The 19,447-nt window shown below is 60.1% G+C and carries 16 protein-coding genes and 2 pseudogenes; 6 read left to right on the forward strand and 12 right to left on the reverse strand.

Annotated features, from left to right (window positions below):
- Positions 1-168: 168 nt before the first annotated feature.
- From C8K18_RS27765 to C8K18_RS27790, 6 genes are all read right to left on the reverse strand, one after another.
- Positions 169-438: an HPr family phosphocarrier protein gene (locus C8K18_RS27765; protein ID WP_006048084.1), complete on the reverse strand. Its 270-nt coding sequence runs from the start codon at positions 436-438 to the stop codon at positions 169-171.
- 84 nt (positions 439-522) lie between these two features.
- Entirely contained in the window at positions 523-1,011 is a 489-nt protein-coding gene (locus C8K18_RS27770) for a PTS sugar transporter subunit IIA (RefSeq protein ID WP_006048085.1), read from the reverse strand.
- 340 nt (positions 1,012-1,351) lie between these two features.
- Positions 1,352-2,308: a glutathione synthase gene (gshB, locus tag C8K18_RS27775; protein ID WP_006048086.1), complete on the reverse strand. Its 957-nt coding sequence runs from the start codon at positions 2,306-2,308 to the stop codon at positions 1,352-1,354.
- 156 nt (positions 2,309-2,464) lie between these two features.
- Positions 2,465-3,754, reverse strand: a complete 1,290-nt coding sequence (gene gshA, locus C8K18_RS27780) for a glutamate--cysteine ligase (RefSeq protein ID WP_006048087.1) — start codon at positions 3,752-3,754, stop codon at positions 2,465-2,467.
- Between the two features lie 275 nt (positions 3,755-4,029).
- Positions 4,030-5,529, reverse strand: a complete 1,500-nt coding sequence (locus C8K18_RS27785) for an ammonium transporter (protein WP_006048088.1) — start codon at positions 5,527-5,529, stop codon at positions 4,030-4,032.
- A 44-nt stretch (positions 5,530-5,573) separates the two neighbouring features.
- Positions 5,574-5,912, reverse strand: a complete 339-nt coding sequence (locus tag C8K18_RS27790; protein WP_006048089.1) for a P-II family nitrogen regulator — start codon at positions 5,910-5,912, stop codon at positions 5,574-5,576.
- A 466-nt stretch (positions 5,913-6,378) separates the two neighbouring features.
- Between C8K18_RS27790 and C8K18_RS27795 the strand changes: the two genes are divergently transcribed.
- Together C8K18_RS27795 and C8K18_RS27800 are read left to right on the forward strand one after the other, a co-directional pair.
- A complete protein-coding gene (locus C8K18_RS27795; protein WP_006048090.1) occupies positions 6,379-6,636 on the forward strand; it encodes an accessory factor UbiK family protein in 258 nt (85 codons plus the stop codon).
- Positions 6,637-6,759: 123 nt separating this feature from the next.
- Positions 6,760-7,011: pseudogene (locus C8K18_RS27800) on the forward strand (magnesium chelatase domain-containing protein); the annotation flags it as partial.
- Positions 7,012-7,265: 254 nt separating this feature from the next.
- Here the strand turns inward: C8K18_RS27800 and C8K18_RS27805 are convergent.
- From C8K18_RS27805 to C8K18_RS27830, 5 genes are all read right to left on the reverse strand, one after another.
- Positions 7,266-7,598: a helix-turn-helix domain-containing protein gene (locus tag C8K18_RS27805; protein ID WP_107710514.1), complete on the reverse strand. Its 333-nt coding sequence runs from the start codon at positions 7,596-7,598 to the stop codon at positions 7,266-7,268.
- 679 nt (positions 7,599-8,277) lie between these two features.
- Positions 8,278-9,198: an SMP-30/gluconolactonase/LRE family protein gene (locus tag C8K18_RS27815; RefSeq protein WP_107710516.1), complete on the reverse strand. Its 921-nt coding sequence runs from the start codon at positions 9,196-9,198 to the stop codon at positions 8,278-8,280.
- Positions 9,173-10,465 carry an MFS transporter gene (locus tag C8K18_RS27820; protein WP_107710517.1) on the reverse strand — a complete coding sequence of 431 codons (1,293 nt, stop codon included), beginning with the start codon at positions 10,463-10,465 and terminating at the stop codon, positions 9,173-9,175. The genes C8K18_RS27815 and C8K18_RS27820 overlap by 26 nt, the downstream gene beginning before the upstream one ends.
- 40 nt (positions 10,466-10,505) lie before the next feature.
- Positions 10,506-11,198 carry an RraA family protein gene (locus C8K18_RS27825; protein WP_107710518.1) on the reverse strand — a complete coding sequence of 231 codons (693 nt, stop codon included), beginning with the start codon at positions 11,196-11,198 and terminating at the stop codon, positions 10,506-10,508.
- Positions 11,199-11,207: 9 nt separating this feature from the next.
- Positions 11,208-12,164: a hydroxyacid dehydrogenase gene (locus C8K18_RS27830; protein WP_165919866.1), complete on the reverse strand. Its 957-nt coding sequence runs from the start codon at positions 12,162-12,164 to the stop codon at positions 11,208-11,210.
- Positions 12,165-12,515: 351 nt separating this feature from the next.
- On the opposite strand from C8K18_RS27830, the gene C8K18_RS27835 reads away from it, so the two are divergent.
- From C8K18_RS27835 to C8K18_RS27850, 4 genes and pseudogenes are all read left to right on the forward strand, one after another.
- Complete coding sequence (locus C8K18_RS27835) at positions 12,516-13,916, forward strand: MFS transporter (RefSeq protein ID WP_107710520.1); 1,401 nt, start codon at positions 12,516-12,518, stop codon at positions 13,914-13,916.
- Positions 13,917-14,019: 103 nt separating this feature from the next.
- Complete coding sequence (locus C8K18_RS27840) at positions 14,020-14,925, forward strand: LysR family transcriptional regulator (protein WP_107710521.1); 906 nt, start codon at positions 14,020-14,022, stop codon at positions 14,923-14,925.
- 28 nt (positions 14,926-14,953) lie between these two features.
- Positions 14,954-16,126: an alpha-hydroxy acid oxidase gene (locus C8K18_RS27845; RefSeq protein ID WP_107710522.1), complete on the forward strand. Its 1,173-nt coding sequence runs from the start codon at positions 14,954-14,956 to the stop codon at positions 16,124-16,126.
- A 418-nt stretch (positions 16,127-16,544) separates the two neighbouring features.
- A pseudogene (locus C8K18_RS27850) lies at positions 16,545-16,871 on the forward strand (ATP-binding cassette domain-containing protein); the annotation flags it as partial.
- Positions 16,872-17,231: 360 nt separating this feature from the next.
- On the opposite strand, the gene ligD reads toward C8K18_RS27850, so the two are convergent.
- Entirely contained in the window at positions 17,232-19,136 is a 1,905-nt protein-coding gene (gene ligD, locus C8K18_RS27855; RefSeq protein WP_107710523.1) for a DNA ligase D, read from the reverse strand.
- Between the last annotated feature and the right edge of the window lie 311 nt (positions 19,137-19,447).

Below are 19,447 nucleotides of genomic sequence, written 5' to 3' on the forward strand. Positions count from 1 at the left end.
CCGCCGCAGACGTACGCGAATGCTGTGTGCAGTGCAGCACGAAAGCGCGTAAGAGCGAGGCATAACGCCCGCGTAGTCATGCGCGTCCGCATATTGTCGCGCGCTAAAAAAAACGCCGCGGAGCGATAGCCGCGGCGTTCTTCTTCATTGCACTGTCGATTCGCCAGCTCACTGGCCTTCGCCGAATTTATCCGCGATCAGTTTCAACAATGCGTCCATGGCTTCTTTTTCGTCGGCGCCTTCGGTTTCGATCAGCACCGTGCTGCCGATGCCCGCAGCCAGCATCATCACGCCCATGATGCTTTTCGCATTGATGCGGCGGCCGTTGCGGCTCATCCAGATTTCCGACTGATAGTTGCCTGCGAGTTGCGTCAACTTGGCCGACGCGCGCGCGTGCAGCCCCAGCTTGTTCACGATAGTCGTTTCCTGTTGCAGCATGTGTTGGTCCGAAGCGCGGGTAAGTGTTGTTGTGAAAAGTAGAACTGCGAATCAGGGTGTACTGCGAGGTTGCACTGCAAGCGACTATAAACCGGCCGGCCCGGTCTTCTGCGCGAGGTCCGCATCGGCCGGCAACGCGGGCAGACAGTCGGCGGTGACAGCCGCGGCCTCGGCGGGCGCGGGTGCTGCCGGGCCGATCGCGTGAATGCCCTTGGTCGCGCCGGCGAGCGCTTTGTCCACCAGCGTGTCGAGCGGCGTCGCGCGATAACAGACCGCGCGCACGAGCATCGGCAGATTGACGCCGCACAGCACGCGCACGTCGGGCACGGAAGCCAGCCGCCCGGCGATATTCGCGGGCGTGGCGCCGAACATGTCGGTGAGCACGAGCGCGCCGTTCTCTTCTTTGAGGCGCGCAATCTCGGACTCGGCGAAGGAAACCATTTGCGCGGGATCGCAGTCGGGCGATACGTCCATCACGCCGATGCGAGCCGGCAAACCGCCGTAAATATGCGAAATACAGTCGCGCAACGCGGTGGCGAACGGTGCGTGCGCAATGATCAGAATGCCTGCCATGTCAGCCTACTGCAAAAAGACGGCCCCAAACGTGGATCGGAACGCTGTCCGAAACGCTCGCGCCCTCGGCCGGCCGTTGGCCATGAGAGCCGGAAATACGCCTTTCGCGAACAGAACCTCGAATGCGACGCCGCAGCGGCGCCCACCGAACCTGCCCGTTTCAAGGCTCCGCCGTGCATGCGATGACTCCTTGCGGAGCGTATCGCTACAAATCGACGCGGAGAGCGGGCATTGTAGCAGGCCCGTTTTTCGGGCCCGCGCCGCCGTTCCGCCCGCAGCGGACATGATGCTGATCCTGTCTGTCAGTTTGGGGGCCGCCGCCCAGTTTCAAGACGGCCGCTCAGCCCGCCGCGCGCTCCAGCGCGTCCACGAACATGGCGGCGACGTCAAAGCCCGTCTGATCCATGATCTCGCGGAAGCACGTCGGGCTCGTCACGTTCACTTCGGTCAGCCAGTCGCCAATGGCGTCCAACCCAACCAGCAGCAGACCGCGTGCCGCCAGCACGGGCGCGAGCGTATCGGCGATCTTGCGGTCATGGTCGGTCAGCGGACGCGCCACGCCCAAACCGCCCGCGGCCAGATTGCCGCGCACCTCGTTGCCTTGCGGAATCCGCGCGAGCGAATACGGCACGGCTTCGCCGCCGATCAGCAGAATGCGCTTGTCGCCGTCCTTAATTTCGGGGATGAACTTTTGCGCCATCACTGAACGCGCGCCGTCGTGGCTCAGCATTTCGACGATCGAGCCCAGGTTCATGCCGTCCGGCTTCACGCGGAATACGCCCATGCCGCCCATGCCGTCGAGCGGCTTCAGAATCACGTCGCCATGCTGCTCGTGAAACGCCCTGAGTCGCGCCGGATCGCGCGTGACCAGCGTGGGCGCGACGAATTCAGCGAACTCGCCGATAGCGAGCTTTTCGGAATGATCGCGAATCGCCTGCGGCTTGTTGAAGATACGTGCGCCCGCGCGCTCGGCCAGTTCGAGCAGCCACGTGGACGTCACGTATTCCATGTCGAACGGCGGGTCCTTGCGCATGACGACCGCGCTGAAGTCCTTCAGCGAGCGCGGCGCGGCGGCGTCTGCCGCATACCATTCGTCGCGGTGCAAATCGGTCACGTCGCCCGTGATCGCAAAACGCTGCACGTTGGCTTCGACGTCGCCGCCCGTCCACGCGAGATGCTTCGGCTCGCAGAAGTACAGCGTATGGCCGCGGCGCGCGGCCTCGGCCATCATCGCGTAAGTGGAGTCCTTGTAGATCTTGAACTGCGTGAGCGGATCGGCGATGAAAAGAATGTCCATGAAGGTCCCGTTGCGCCCTGGAGGGCCTGGCGTTGATCGTGAATCGAGCGTGTATTACGCGTGAATGCGGCGTGAACTCGGCGTGAACATCGTCGATGAAAACGGCGCGGGGCGGCCTACGCGCTGCCCGCGCCCGGCAATCTCACACGGCTGCGTTCAAACCTGAATGGCTTCCGGATCGGTCTTTTCCAGTTCGACCGATGCAGCCAGCAAGCCGAGCCGCGCCACCACGCCGTACATGTAGAAGCGGTTCGGCGGCGCCGCGCCCGGCTTCGCGTGCGCGTCCGGCAGCGCGGTGTGCTCGAAGCCGAGCGGCACGAAGTGCATGCCCGGCGCGTTCAGGTTCTGGTCGCGCTCGCGGCTGCCGTGCACACGGTAGAAGCCGCCCACCACATAGCGGTCGATCATATAAACGACCGGCTCGGCCACTTCCTCGCCGATGCGCTCAAATGTGTACACGCCTTCCTGCACGATCACGTCGTGCACTTCGAGGCCGTCTTTCGTCGCCGCCATCTTCGCGCGTTCGCGCTTCGTGAGCGCGGCCACTTCCGACGCGTCGTGCACCGTCATCACGCCCATGCCGTACGTGCCCGCATCCGACTTGATGACGACATACGGCTTTTCGGAGATGCCGTACTCGCGATACTTTTTCGCGATCTTCTTCAGCACGCCGTCGATCGCATCGGCCAGCGCCTGCTCGCCGGTGCGCTCCTGGAAATCCACGCCTTCCACATGCGCGAAGTACGGATTGATCATCCACGGATCGATCTCGACCATCTTCGCAAATTTCTTCGCGACGTCGTCATAGCACGAGAAGTGCGTCGATTTGCGGCGCACAGCCCAGCCGGCATGCAGCGGCGGCAGCAGATACTGCTCGTGCAGATTTTCCAGCACGGGCGGAATGCCGCCCGACAGATCGTTATTCAACAGAATCGAGCACGGATCGAAATTCTTCAGCCCGAGGCGGCGCTGCGAACGCTCGAGCGGTTCGAGCACGAGTTTCTGGCCGTCGGACAGCGCAATGGTGACGGGCCCGTTGATGCTTTCGTCGAGCGTGCCGAAACGCACGTTCAAGCCGGCCTGGCGCATGATCGCGGCGAGCCGGGCGACGTTCTCCAGATAAAACGCGTTGCGTGTGTGGCGCTCGGGAATGACGAGCAGATTCTTCGCGTCCGGGCAGATTTTTTCGATGGACGCCATTGCCGCCTGCACGGCAAGCGGCAGCACTTCCTGCGGCAGATTATTGAACGCGCCGGGAAACAGATTGGTGTCGACGGGCGCGAGCTTGAAACCCGCATTGCGCAGGTCGACCGAGCAATAGAACGGCGGCGTGTGCTCCTGCCACTCGAGCCGGAACCAGCGTTCGATTGCGGGAGTAGCGTCGAGGATCTTCCGCTCGAGATCGAGCAGCGGGCCGTTTAACGCCGTAACTAGGTGCGGAACCATTGATCACTCGCAGACTGGAGAAAAAAGATTGTAGAGCAAATGCTTTGCCCATTTGGGGATGGTTTCTCCATTCGCAAGCCAGCCGGAATGCATTCTCCCTATCGCAATGATAGGCAGGGGAAACTGTCGTGAACAAGAAGGCCAGCAAGAAAAAAGCCCGCCATGAAGGCGGGCCAAATCGCTGCGCTTGTTGCTACCTGTTGCTGCCTGTTGCTACCTTTATGAGCCGGTGAGGCTCGGCGAGCCCGGGAGCGCGGGCTCGTGAAACGCCTTCGTTATTCGACGTGTTCGCCGTGCAGGCTCACGTCCAGACCTTCGCGTTCCTGTTCTTCCGTCACGCGGATGCCCATCGTCATGTCGATGACCTTCAGCAGGATGAAGCTCACCACGCCGCTGTAGACCAGCGTCGTCACGACGCCCTTGGCTTGCAGCAGCACGCTGCCGTCAAAGCCGCCGATGTCCTTCACCGCGAACACGCCGGTCAGCAGCGCACCGACGATACCGCCGACGCAGTGCACGCCGAACGCATCGAGCGAATCGTCGTAACCGAGCTTGTGCTTGAGCCACGTTGCCGACCAGAAGCAGACCACGCCGGCCACGATGCCGATCACGAGCGAACCCGTCATGCCGACGAAGCCCGAAGCCGGCGTGATGGCGACCAGACCCGCCACTGCGCCCGACACGATACCGAGCACCGAAGGCTTACCCTTCGCGGCCCATTCGGCGAACATCCATGCGAGCGCTGCCGCTGCGGTTGCCACTTGCGTTGCGAACATCGCGAAACCGGCACGGCCGTCTGCCGCCACTGCCGAACCCGCGTTGAAGCCGAACCAGCCCACCCACAGCATCGCGGCGCCGACCAGCGTCAGCGTGAGGTTGTGCGGAGCCATCGCTTCCTTGCCGTAGCCGACACGCTTGCCGAGCACTAGGCAGCAGACCAGACCGGCGATACCGGCATTGATGTGCACCACGGTGCCGCCCGCGAAGTCGAGGATGCCCGCGGTCGCCAGCCAGCCGGTCGGTTCCCAGACCATGTGCGCGATCGGCGAGTAGACGATGATCGACCACAGGCTCATGAAGACGAGCATCGCCGAGAACTTCATGCGGTCGGCAAATGCGCCGGTGATCAGCGCCGGCGTGATGATCGCGAACGTCATCTGATAGACGAAGTAGACCGTTTCGGGGATCGTCTGCGCGAGATGGCTGACGGTCAGCGTCGTGGCCTTGTCGCCCTTGATGTAGTTCATGCCCGACATGAAGAAGCGCGAGAAGCCGCCGATGAACGAGCCGCCCGGCGTGAACGCGAGGCTGTAGCCCACGACCGCCCAGATGATCGTCACGAGGCAGGTGATCGCGAAGCTTTGCATCAGCGTCGCCAGCACGTTCTTCTTGCGGACCATGCCGCCGTAGAAGAGCGCGAGGCCCGGGATCGTCATGAACAGCACGAGCGCGGTGGAGGTCAGCATCCAGGCGGTGTCGCCCGAATTGATTTTCGACGAGTCGACCGAGAACGGCGCGGTGGGCGCAGCCGGAGCGGCGTCCGATGCGGCGGGGGCGGCCGCGGCGGCGCTTGCTGCAGGTGCAGCCGAGGCGTCGGCGGCGGGCGCCGATGCTGCTGCGGCCGCCGAAGCGTCCGCTGCCGGCGCGCTTGCCGCCGTATCGGATGCAGCGGCCGAGGCGGCTACGGGGGCGGAAGCGTCGTCCGCGAGGGCGGCGCCGATACCGCCCGCGAGCAGCGAACCGGCCATCAGCAAGGACATCAATAATTTGCGCATCTTTCGTTTCCTCTTGTCGCTATCTGTGTCGCTATCTTTTGGTGTTACAGAGCATCCGCGCCGGTCTCTCCGGTGCGAATCCGGATGACCTGCTCGATCGGCGTGACGAAAATCTTGCCGTCGCCGATCTTGCCGGTGCGCGCCGCGCGTTCCAGCGCCTCGATGGCCTGATCGACGATGTCGTCCGAGACAGCCGCCTCGATCTTCACTTTCGGCAGGAAATCGACGACGTACTCCGCGCCGCGATACAGCTCCGTATGGCCCTTCTGACGGCCGAACCCCTTGACCTCGGTTACCGTGATGCCGGAGACGCCGATCGCCGACAAGGCTTCGCGCGCCTCATCGAGCTTGAACGGCTTGATGATTGCGGTGATGAGTTTCATGAAATCCCTCGCTTAGTTGCCAAAAACCGTTGCTAACCCGTTTGCGTAACCGCCGCGGAACCGCTGCGTAACCGTCTCGTAAGCTGCCTGTAGGCCGCTCGCGCAAGCCTGGTGGTACTCGTTGCCCTTTCGCCTGGTCTCGTTGCCCTGCCGGAAATTCGTGCCGGCAGAACGCGCGGGGCAGTAAGAGCAACTCGTATGCCATGTTGTGTCAGACTGCCGCCGGTGCACGCCCGGCAAGGGGTGCAGCCGCCCTTGTCCAGATGGCCAACGCGCGCGCTGCGCTGTGGCGCGCCGCCTGGATCATTGCTAGAGTGTCCGCAGGGTCTGCAAGCGCCGACGCGCACCAAACGGGCTCACGCGGCGAAGCACAGCCGGCGTGCACGCACCAACGCAGCGCATCGTCAGACGCGAGGCACAGACGTAACGAAACGCTGCACATTTTTTGTGCATCAAGGGGAACACCATGAAACAACCAAACGACGTTTTCAACGACATCCAGGCGCGCATGAGCGAGCTGTTCAAAAACTCGCCGGCCAAAGACGTCGAACGCAATGTGAAAGCGATGCTGTCGCAAGGCTTCTCGAAGCTCGATCTGGTCACGCGCGAGGAATTCGATACGCAGACCCAGGTGCTGGTGCGCACGCGTGCGCGCCTCGAAGAACTGGAGCGCCGCGTCGCGGAACTCGAACAGAAGCTGCCCGTCACGACGCAAACGCTCTGACGGTTTCGCAGGCAGCGCGTTAGCTGCATCGAGCTGCACATCACAGGCAAGCGAGCCGTGACGTCATCAGCGTATTAAGGGGACCGCAGCGCGCCACTTGTGCGCGGTCCGACGGGAGAAAACATGTCGCTTGCCGTGGTGCGCAGTCGCGCGCCGGCCGCCGGCCGCGCGCCCGAAGTAACCGTCGAGGTTCACCTCGCCAACGGGCTACCCTCTTTTTCGATCGTTGGACTTCCCGATCTGGAAGTCCGCGAAAGCCGCGAGCGCGTGCGCGCCGCGCTGCAAAACTGCGGCTTCGATTTTCCCGTGCGGCGCATCACGGTCAACCTCGCTCCCGCCGATCTGCCGAAGGAATCCGGCCGCTTCGTTATGCCGTGTCCTAACTGTTAGCTACGAGCAGGTGTGACTGGAAGCTGTCTTATCTCTAAATAGGGCAAGCCCCGCTAGGGGCGCGTCAGACGCTCGAGTGTGTGCAACTCTGGCACCGCCCAACGGGCGGCTGTCCACACCCTTGTGGTGTGGGCAGCAGAGTTGTGCACACGGGAAGTAGCACGGCTTAACTTCCCCGTATTAGCGATTCGCGCATTCGAGAGCGCGATTAAATTAAGGACGGGTCGCTCGGCAGGGAATCAGTCCTTCGCCCGTGGCGGCTTTGGCGCTGAGTCCGCCAAAGCCTTCTTTCGCCCGGATTTCATCGGAATCGGCAGCTCATCCTGCTCGGTTAGCAACTGCGCCTCGCTGACTCCAAGCGCCATCGCCAATGCGACTAATGTGTCGAGCGCGACGTTGACGTTTCCCCGTTCGATTTGGCTTACATGAGTGCGATGCAAACCGGCACGGTCTGCCAGGACTTCCTGGGACATGCTCAGCTTGCCGCGAAATAATTTTAGATTCGTCGACAGTCGGTCTCGGACCGCTTCCTGACGTGCAATTGCCTCGTCTGCCATATGGGGCAGGAGCATCAATCATTGCAGCGCTTAAATCTACAGTTTGTAAATATCCAGTTTATAAACAGACAGTCTTTACTATTCATATTTAGTCTCGTAGACTTCGCTCATCTAAGGGCGTGGCGGGCGGATGTTGCCCACACCTAGGACGTGTCGCCCTGCTTGCTAGCGATTGTGGCGACGTTAACTTGCCGTTTTACCTTATACGAGGAACTGATGAGGGCCCGGTGTAACGCTCAGCGTCATTTCGGTGGTCTTTTGTGATGCTATTTACTGACAGCAGTTGGGAAGAGCCACATCCCATAAAGAAGAGGCTCATGCAGCCACTTCTTGCGTGGCGCTGCGTTGGATGGACGGACCTCACGCCGAACTTCTTTGTCGTGGCCTCCTCTCGCGGCGCCGACTGCGCGAGCGCGGATGGTTGGGTGGTGGACGGTGCCGAGGCGCTGATTCAACTGGTACTGCAACTTGGCGATGTCAGCTTTTCCGTCCACTTGTTGGCTCGTAGTGAGGATGACGCTTCCGTCACGCTCTGCCGAGTAAGCGGGTTGTGGCAGGAGGCAGAGGGCAACGATAGGCGACACGTGTCTCGTCGGACAAGGCAAAAGCTCCTTGGTTAGCAAGCGAAATGCGATGTATGTGGCGAGAGCTGCGGCTTGGCGGAGCAAGTTGCCCCGCCCGCTGTGACGCGCCGTTAGCCTGCGGGCCGATGCGAAACCAACACTTTTCCCGGAACCTCGACGCGTGCTCGATAAATCTGAGCGCTGCGAGATTCGGTAATGAAGATGTCTCTGTTTTCTGGTCCACCGAACGCGAGGTTCGTGGACAGATTGCCGGCGGCCGTATTTACGCGGTATGTCGGCTCGCCTCGGGCGTTGAAAACCCAGACGGCTCCCATTCCAGCATGGGCAATCAGCAGACCGCCCGAGGAATCTAGCGCCAATCCATCAGGGCCAACCCCGCCCGAAAGCTGGATGAACGTGCCGACCTTTGCGACGCCACCGTTGAGGATTGGCACCCGCCAGACCGCATTCGCCCGCGTTACCGCCAGTAGCAACGCATGCTCATCGTGGTCCATCACCAGGCCGTTCGGGCTGGGAACATTTGATAGCAGACAATCCACCTTGCCGTCTCGCGTTATGCGGAAGACGCGTCCGGTCGGGTCATGCAGACCGGTGAGGCCTTGGTCTGTGAAGAAAAGGTCACCATTGGCGGCAAAGAACAAGTCGTTGACGGCCTTGAATCGCTCCATGCCGGCGCGAACCAGAAAGGGCTTCACGACCTTCGAGCCGGGCTCATGGACCATGATGCCGTTCTTGTAGTCGGCGATGAACACGAGGCCATCTTCGCGAATCTTGAGACCGTTCGGCCAGCCATCGTATTCGACCGCGACCGAGAATTCGCCATCTTGGTCGATGTTCAGTATTCGCCCGTTGACCACGTCAACGCACCAGAGAACTCCGTCGCGGTCAAATGACGGGCCTTCCAGGAAGCTGGTTGCATGCAGACCAGCCGGTTGGCCGGAGTTCCATTCGCTTTTCACGGAACCCGTACGTAGTTCATCGGGCAAACATGCGAACGGTTGGGCTTCAAGCGTTTCGGGTAATGCAAACATCGCTGGATGCCTCCGTTGCAGTGATGGGACGACGCGTGAGGAGCATTGTTGCAGCGGCAGCCGCCAGCACCAGAGCGCCTGTGATGATGAACCCAGTCCGGTAGCTATGCGTCATCGAGACAACGTAGCCGGTCGCGATAGGAGCCATCAACCCAAAACCATTGCCACCTACGCTAATCATTGCGATGGCCGTACCCGAGTCCTTCTTCGAAGGCAACATGTCATTGACCAGTGAGAGGTTCGATGCGACCGACGCCGTGCAACCTGTAAGAGAAAGAGTCAGCAGCAGCGTCACAAGCCACAGGTCGTTGGCCATCGGAACCAGCAGAATGAGCGCCGACATCAGCAAGCAGACCGCTACTACCGCCCGCCGACTCCCGCCGGAGATGTTCTTCCCGCGCAGATACCGGTCGCTGCACATGCCAATCAGTACACCAAGCATTGCTGCACCGGCGTAAGGAACCGCGGTGAACAGTGCACTGCGTGTAACGCTCATGCTTTTCTCTGCCTGCAGGTAGCTCGGCAACCAGGTCAGGAAGAGGTACGTCGCATATACGGCGCAACCGTGAGTGAAAGCGATGGCCCAGATGGTCTTCGAGCGAACCAGCGCTGCGAAGCCAAGCCGCTGCGGTTCTACAAGGCTCGAGGCGCCGGCGGAGTTTCGAGAAGCCAAGATGTGCTCGCGCTCCTCTTTGCTCAACCACTTGGCGTCTTCGGGCTGCCTGAACCACACGAGCCACGCGGCTAACCAGACAAAGCCAGTCGAAGCGGCGACCAAGAATGCGGCACGCCACCCATAAGTCGTCACAACCCATCCGAGGCCGATGGCGCCAATCGCCGGGCCGAGGAGACTGCCGGCATGAAAGATAGATGTTGCGATTCCGCGCTCGGAAGCAGGTGCCCATTCACGAATGACTCGGCCGCCTGCAGGGTAAGAAGTCGACTCCCCGAGGCCCATCAGAAGTCGGGTCGAGAAGAGCGAAACAAACCCGCCGGTAAAAGCAGTCAACGCGGTGGCCAAGGACCAGAAACCGATGCCCCACGCGTTAAGGCGCTTGCTTCCAAAACGGTCGACTAGCAACCCCATCGGAACTAACGCCACCGCGTACAGCCACAGGAACGACGAGAACAGATAGCCGAGATTGACCGGAGACAGCGAAAATTCCTTGCTTATCTGGGAAGATGCAATCGACAACGCCACACGGTCGACATAGTTTACGACCGTCAGCATGAACAAGAATAGGTATATCCAATATCGGCGTTTCATTGCATCGTCTCCAGATATAGTTTTGCGACCGCGAAAGCAATTACTCGAGCGTCTCCTCCATGCCAATCACGCCGGCAGCGCGCAACGCGTCGTCAAGCCACGGCGACACGAGGATGCCGTCACGGATTTCCGAGAGGCGTTGAGCCTCTGCTTTCAGCTTCTTCTCGGCGGCCTTCAGAACCTTGTCGACGTCGGAGCGCGGGATAACGACGACGCCGTCGCAGTCACCGATAACCAAATCGCCCGGTTCAACCGACACACCACCCAACGAAATGGGCACGCCGATGCGGCCGTCGAGACCTTTAGTCGGACCAGCAGGATTACGGCCATTCGCAAAAATCGGCATCGTGCTGTTACGAAGCGTCGCGACATCCCGTGCAGCACCGTCGACGACCAGACCGCCGAGCTTGGCGGCTTCTGCCTGCGACACCATCAATTCGCCGAAGAGCGCCCCCGACTGATACCCCTTGCCATCAACGACGATGACGTCACCTGGCTTTGCAAGTGCCAACGCGACGTGGAACATGAGGTTGTCGCCTGGACGGACTTCGACCGGGAACGCCGGGCCTGCAACGACCATGGTCGGAGTGAGCGGCTGAATGTCGCCGTGCAGAGCGCCGCGACGGCCGGCGACATCGCACAAAACTGCGGACTGAAATTCACGGGCGCGCTCGATTTGTTCCGGTGTAACTCGTTCGAAGCTGGCGGTTTCGTTGAAACGGTTCGTTTTCATGTGGTGACCTTAAGCAATTGCGTTGATGACGTTCGGCTTCGGGAGGACTTGGTGGGGCGGTGTACGGCCAGCCAGCGCTTCGATGACCGCGTGCGCGGCCGCATGGCCCATCCGTACGAGCGACTCTTTGCTACTGGCCGCGATGTGCGGAGATGCGACAAAGTTTTCGAGCGTCAACAGCGGATGCGACGCCGGTACCGGTTCGGTCTCGAATACGTCGCTGGCCGCCCCTGCAATCTGTCCGTCGACCAGCGCTTGATATAGAGCGCCTTCGTCTACAATGCCGCCGCGCGCCACGTTGACGAAAAGCGCGGAGTCGCGCATGAGCTTGAATTCGGCTTCGCCAATGAGGTTCTTCGTGGCAGCCAGGAGCGGCAGATGCAGGCTGACAAGGTCACATAGCGGAAGAAGTTCGTGAATGGAATTCACACGGATTGCGCCGAGCTCTGCAAATGCTGCCTGAGGAGCATATGGGTCGTACACCACGAGCTCGGAACCGAATGCAGCCTTGAAGAGACGTGCCGTTCTCCGGCCGATGTCACCGAAGCCGAGAAGACCGACAGTTTTTCCGGTCAGTTCAACCCCGCCCTGGAGTTGCGTTTGCGCGGGTAGACGTAACGTCCGGTCGGCGACGCTGACCTTTCTGGCGAGCGCCAGGGCGATAGCGAGCGCGTATTCAGCGACGGCGTTGGCATTGGCTCCCGGTGTGTTGGTCACCAAAACGCCAGCTTCGCTTGCGGCCTCGATGTCGACGTTATCCACGCCGGTGCCATGCTTCGCGACAATCTTCAGGTTACTAGCCTTCGGGAAGTCCGTTGCTCTGACTTCGAAAGTTCTGACGACAACGGCGTCTGCGTTTGTGTGCCAGTCGGCACTACGCGATTCGGGGTAGTTGACGACCGTGTGAGCCCTTGAGAGCAGTTCAACTGCGCTCGGGTCAATCGGGTCCATGACGAATACTTTCATGTGCTTGTTCCGCGGATGGAGAAGTAACGGAACAAAGCATAAGAGCGTCGAGAAGCCCACACGTAGCGACATTTTTCGACGCAGGACCATTCGATTCTCGACTGTCCGGTATAACCCTAAATGTCAAACGCTTATGTGAGCGCGGAGCGCCGTTGCCAAACGCGGGGCGAGCCTGTCGCGCCCGACTTGCCCGCCATAGGAGGGCAATAAGGGTTTGTACGCAAGTCAAAAAAGGAATGCTGGAACATCGAGAAAAGTCGCTATGTCACGCCCTTTCAGACGTCTTAGGATGGGCCACGGTCAGAGAGCCGTAATAATCGGCCGGCGTTGCCAGCCACGAAGGAGACATGCATGAACAGTAGTAAGGACGCCCGAACTGGCTATCGATGGATTGTGCTCACGATGATATTCGTGACGTACTGCATTGCAGGTGCAGACCGCGCAAACCTCGGAGTCGTCATCCCAACGATTCGGAATGAATATCACCTGTCCAACACTGACATTGGGGCGATGGCCAGTCTGTTTTACTTTGGCTACGCCATCGTCCAAATTCCGTCCGGGTATCTGTTTGGCAAGCTCGGCATCAGAGGAATTATGGTCGGCTCGATGGTCCTGACCTCCCTGTCAACGTTGTTTATGGGCATGGCTGGAAGCGTCTTTCAGCTCAAGGCTGCGCGTACCGTCCTCGGTCTTGCCGAAGGTCCTCTCAACATCGGTATCGTGTCCACCATTAACAGATGGTTCCCACCTCAGGAGAAGGGCTTAGCAGCCGGTGTATTCATCTCGGCCATCAAGTTCTCTCCGGCATTTGTGCCTCCGCTGTGTGCGCTGTTGCTTCTGAAGTTCGGATGGCGAGATGTGTTCTTCATCTTTGCCGTGCCGGGACTTGTCAGCTCGCTTCTCTGGTTCTGGTTGGTCCGCGATGAACCGAAGGAATCGCGGTTTGTCTCGAAGAGCGAGGTCGAGTACATCAAGTCACCTCCGCCGGTAGAACAAGCGAAAGAAGGCAAAAAGACTGTCAACTCTGTTGAACACTCGTGGGTTGACCGTTTGATTCGTACCCGCCGGACGGAACTGCTCTCGACCACTCGCTCCATCTTTACCTCCTGGAACGTATGGGGGTGCGCGCTAGGCTATTTCTTCCTGGTTGGCATCACCTACGCCATCATGACTTGGGTGCCGACCTACCTCGTCAGCGTGAAACACTTCTCGGTGATGAAGATGGGCGCAGTAGCCTCGGCCCCTTGGGTTGGCGCAATCGTGGGCAACTTGCTTGGCGGATGGCTTTCGGACAGAGTGTTTGCGCGGCGCCGCAAGCCGGTAATGCTGATTACCTCGGTTGCGACAGTCGGCATGATGTATGCGCTTCTGTTCGCACCCAACGACCCGACACTGCTCGCGCTGCTTTTCTTCACTGCAGGCGTGCTCCTGAACCTTGGGTACTCAACGTTCCTCGTGTATCCGATGGGCATTGCCACCCGTGAAAAGGTGCCGCTCGCAGCGTCTATCGTGAACACGGGCGGCTCTCTCGGCGGCGCATTTGCTCCGTTCATCGTCGGCCTCATTCTCGATAAGTCAGGCTGGCCTGCGGTGTTTGCTTTCCTCGCGGCCTGCTCAGCTGCAACTTTCGTCCTCGTGCTCAGCATCATCGAACCGCGCACTGCGGCATCTGGCGCAGGCGCAGGCGCAGGCGAGACGGTGACAGAAGGCGCGCGCGCCGGGAGCAAGCAGCTTGTTGAGCGAAACGCGTAAGAGCAGCTGTCCGTCACCCCAGCAAGTCGTCCTGGCCCGTGGCGACAACCTATAATGGGACACCGCGAAGTCGCGGTGTCCCTCGTAGGTTTCCCAAAGCGATATGACTCTCAAACAGCTTGAGGCCTTCTACTGGGCGGCAAGCCTTGGCAGCTTCTCAGTGGCCGCTACCCGCCTCCACGTAACACAATCCACTCTCTCGAAGCGCATTGCTGAACTTGAGGCGGCGCTCAACGTACCGCTCTTCGACCGCTCGGCGCAGCGGTCCATCTTGACGGAACACGGCACTCGAATTCTCGGCCACGCTCACAAGATTCTGCAGTTCGAGGGCGAGATTCATGAACTTCTCGGTACACCCCCGCGACTGTCTGGGCTGTGTCGGTTTGGCGTCAGTGAGCTCACGGCACTTACCTGGTTCCCGAAGTTCGTTGCCCGGATTACGACCGAGCATCCGGATTTGGCATTAGAGCCGTATGTCGACTTGGCGGCAGGGCTTGAGCGACGCCTTGTTCGTGGCGAGATAGACTTCGCCATTTTGCCCCAGAGCAGCGAAGACAATCCGACGCTTACTTCCCTGCCGCTGGCGATACTGGATTTTGCATGGATGTCGTCACCCAAGCGCATACCCGCCGGTACCGTGTTGAAGTCAGAGGACATCGCGCGCTATCCAATCTTGACGATGACTGCTGAGTCTCGATTGACTTCAGAATATGAGGCATGGGCTGCCGCCAATAAGTCACACGGTCGACGAATCCTGGCGTGCAACAGCCTGAGCGCAATCGTTGGGCTGACCTTGGCTGACGTTGGCATCAGTTTCCTCCCGCGTCTTTTCATGCGCAATTTGGTTGATGCAGGTCAACTGAACGCTTTCAAGACGGTGCCGGAGCTACCCAGCATCGAATACTGTTTCAAGTGGCGGACCGACGACACTCGCGCGTTCATATCGGCCCTCGCTCAGTTCGCGAAGCAAGAGGCTGATTACACGCTCTCACTCGGATTCGCAGCGTGATTCTTATCTCTTCAACGCTACCAAGATTATGAAATCGCCGGCTGGCAGTGGTTCCAAATTCTCCAGGATTCTCAGCCTCGACGACTTCGAGGCGGCAGCCAGACGTCATCTGCCACGCCCCATCTTTGGCTACGTGCACGGCGCGGCGGAAGACAACGTCTCGCTGTTCATGACTCGCGAGAGCTTCCGTTCCTACGCATTCATACCGCGAGCGCTGGTGAACGTTTCACAGCGCTCGACCGCCACGACCTTGTTCGGTCATACCTACGCTTCTCCGTTCGGTCTTGCACCGATGGGATTGAGTGCGCTTTTCGCCTACCGCGGTGACATCGTGATGGCGCGCGCGGCCCGGGCCGCGAACGTGCCGATGATTATGAGCGGGTCGTCGCTGATTCGGCTCGAGGAGGTCGTCAAGGAACATCCTGATGCCTGGTTCCAGGCTTATTTGCCTGGCGAGGATGCTCGCATCACCGCCCTGATAGAGCGAGTCAAGAAAGCTGGGTTCAAGACACTCGTCATCACCGTTGATACCCCGGTCGCCGCCAACCGGGAAAACAATATTCGAACAGGCTTTTCGACCCCTCTCAAACCTTCGCTGCGCCTGGCTCTTGATGGCATCACGCATCCTTCGTGGCTGTTCGGCACCTTCTTTCGGACGCTTGCGAAGCACGGAATGCCTCACTTTGAGAATAACTACGCCGAACGCGGCGCGCCGATATTGTCGTCGACGGTGCTTCGGGACTTTTCGGACCGAGGGCATCTAACGTGGACGCACCTTCAGAATATTCGGCGCATGTGGCCCGGCACCCTGGTCATCAAAGGCATCTTGAGCGCCCCAGATGCACAGACGGCGGTTGAAACAGGCGCCGATGCCATCATCGTATCGAACCATGGGGGCCGCCAGCTTGACGGTTCGATTGCCCCCTTGTCCGTGTTGAGCGAAATCGTGCGAGCGGTCCCGACGGTCCCGGTCATGCTTGATAGCGGCATTCGACGCGGCACCGACGCACTGAAGGCACTCGCCCTCGGTGCCAAGTTCGTTTTCGTGGGTCGACCCTTCGGCTATGCCGCTTCAATCGGAGGTGAAGTTGGCGTTTCTCATGCAATAAGGCTTCTGCACGAAGAGATTCGGCGGGACCTTGGTCTACTTGGCGTAACCTCCATCCACGACATCAGCGAAAAGCACATCCGCAAGGTCTAGTTGATTTATACGTCTGGCTTGACGCATGCCCTAGTTTGACCAAAGGGGGCCAAAAAGGCCGTCGAATGAATGTCTTCCCTCTCGGCAGGCCTTTGTAATCATGGGTGGCCGACCATAGGGCACCGGTACGAAATGCCCTGCGTCGTGACTCGCAGCCTGCCGCCTTTCTTTAGGTCCAGGCTACGGGCAACAGCGGTGCCGCGCTAGCATCAGCCACGATGGTAGATGCGAAACGTCCATGCGGTCACGTAGTTCGGAGGCGTAGCGTACCTCTCTCTGTGAATTGCCCAAAAGCAGGTCCTCTGTCATCCGCCGAAGCGGCCGTGCAGCCCGGTTACTCCCGCCAGCGGTCGCGAGGCATAGGAGCACGCGTATCTCGAGAAGGTCGGCTTTCCCCCTCGTGTCGGGAAGCAATGCCCCGTCCCACCTTTCGGGCGGTCAGCAGCGGCGCGTGGCCATCGCCCGTGCTCTCGCGATGAACCCGGACGTTATGCTCTTCGACGAGCCCACGTCTGCTCTTGACCCGGAACTGGTTGGCGAGGTATTGCGCGTCATGCAGAAGCTCGCTGAGGAAGGTCGCACTATGGTCGTCGTGACTCACGAGATGGGCTTCGCGCGAAATGTGTCGAAGCACGTCATGTTTTTGCACCAGGGTCGCACTGAAGAAGAAGGCGCGCCGGACGAGGTCCTCACTGCTCCCCGCAGGGACCGGCTCAAGCAGTTCCTGTCTGGCAATCTGAAGTAATCCGGCCACCTCGGACGGCTGGCTTACCCGCGAGGTGACGATGCTATAACCCTCTTTGCGGAGCTCAACGGTGGGCCATCTGCGAAGACCTCGCGCAGCAACTCGTCGCGAAGGCGCGATAAGACGCAGCCAAGTATCCGCAGCGTTCGTGCTAGGTCACGTTGCAGCGAATAACACGCGCCATCGAGGTTGAAGGCTGGATTAGCGTTGCCGAGACGGAGTGGCTGATGCAACGGCTGCGGACATTGTTGGGCTGGCTGCCGACTCATACTTAGTTACCTGCCGCAGCGGATTCAGGACTTCCATTTTCGCATTGAACACCCTCTGATGGCGAAGGTACGAGCAAGCGTATCGTTCCAATTACGGCTTCATGCCGACCGCCCGACGCATGGCAGCAGTGATGCCCTGCCGTGCGCGCCAGTAGCCCTCCCATGGGTCAGCATTAAGCGTACGCTGCCGCGCAACTGCCTTTTTCATCGTCCACTGGTCGCCTCGCTCCACGGTCTTAAGTTCGTCCCAGGAAACTGGCATTGAGACCGCCATGCCCGAGCGTGCACGAACGGAGAATGGTGCGACCGTGCTCGCCCCTCGGCTGTTTCTCAGATAGTCGATGAAGATTTTTCCAACGCGATTGCGAGGACCGGATACAGCCGAGAAGCGCTCAGGCAGGACATGTGACATGTGGCGGGCGACCGCTTGCGAGAACGCCTTCACTTCATCCCAGCCTTGCCGGCGAGTCAGCGGTACGACGATGTGAAACCCCTTGCCGCCGCTAGTCTTCGGAAACGACCTCAACCCGATTTCGTCGAGCACAAGTTTGACAAGGGACGCGGCTTCCAGCATGGCCGACCAGGGGAGCGCGGGGTCCGGGTCGAGGTCGAAAATAACGCGGTCCGGATGTTCCAGGTCGGGCGCGACGGCGTTCCAGGAGTGCAGTTCGACGACACTCATCTGAGCGAGTCCGACAAGTGCTTCCGCATTGTTGGCAACGAGCAGCGGCGGATGCCGCGGATAAAGGTCCACCGGCAATTCCTCGACGCCCGGTATCCGCACGCGTTCAGAGTGCTTCTGGAAAAACAGTTCTCCCTTGATTCCGTCCGGAGCACGCACGAGCGTCAAAGGCCGGTTATGAAGATACGGCAACGCCCATTCAGCAATCTCATCGTAGTATCGCGCGAGTTCAAGCTTCGTGTGGCCAGTGACGTCGTCCATCACGCGGCCAGGATTGCTGACCTTTATGTCGCCGATGATGACGGTACCACGCGGCCCCGGACGCTCGCGGGTCGACCCGACACGAGAATCATCCGGCTCGCCTGCCGAGGTATCGGCGACCGGTTCTTCCGTCACTGCGCGTGCCGGTTTGTCTTCCCGGATGGCATGAAAAACGGGGTGGCGAATTTCGCCGCCAGGTGTCCATTCGAGAAACGAGACCTCGCACACGACCTCCGGTGCAAACCAGTGGTAGTCCCGCTCGCGGTCGCGCTCGGGCGGGTTATAAAACGCCGGCTTGCTCTGCTTTAGGGGCTGAAGTCTCTTTAAAAACGCAGCGCTTTGGCCCGGCGCTAGGAACGGTTTCACATTGCCTGCATACCGGAGGGAGCCGTCCTGCTCGTAGACGCCCAGAAGCAATGCATGCACGCCGGTCTTTGCGCCTTTCGTTCGGGAGATGCCGCCAATCACAAACTCCTGCCGAAGGTTGCATTTCAGCTTTATCCAGTCGGTGGAGCGACCCGAGCGGTATGGCGCGTCACCGCGCTTACCAATGATGCCTTCGAGCTTCATCCTGCACGCTGATGCGACGAGTGCATCGGGGTCCTGCGCAAAGTCGTCGGAGAACCGCAGCAGCGGACCTTCGGCCTCGCCCATTAGCACACGCAAAAGCTGGCGTCTTGCTCGTAGCGGCTGGTCTCGCACATCGGTGCCGTTGAGCCACAGAATGTCGAATACAAACAGGACAATGTCGGCGGTGCTGCGGCGGTCGAAGGCGTTCTGGAGCGCGTTGAAATCTGGGGTGCCCGCTGCATTCAGGACGACGACTTCACCGTCTAACCACGCATCGTCTACGGGAAGCGCTTCAACGGCCTTGCGCAGTTTGGGCATTCTGTCCGTCCAGTCATGCCCATTGCGCGTGATGAGTTTGGCCGAACCTTCCTCGATACGAACGAGCATCCGGTAGCCGTCGTACTTGATTTCATAAGACCAGTCGCCATCAGCGGGGGCGCGGCTGACAAGGGTAGCCAGTTCGGGCTCGATGACTGATGGCATGGTCCCTGGCGGGTCGTCGACGACCCGTCGTGCGGGCTTGCGTGGCGTACTCCATCGTCCCGGCATGTCTCTCCCCTTCTGAACTAGGGGAAAGATGCACGGCACGTGCCCGCTACCAGAACGCTAGAGCCGAGGCCTGCCGCGCTCGGCGCACTGAAGGACGATATGCGGTGCCGACGGGAGATGGGATGTATTTCCGTCACAACTACTATGCGTTGTCATCGGCACCTGTAAATTGATACACCGTCGGCACTGAGGAATTGATACACCTCGACGAAGGGATAATGGCCGCTTTGAGCGGCGATGATCTC

This window comes from Paraburkholderia sp. GV068 (assembly GCF_003058125.1).
GTDB lineage: Bacteria > Pseudomonadota > Gammaproteobacteria > Burkholderiales > Burkholderiaceae > Paraburkholderia > Paraburkholderia graminis.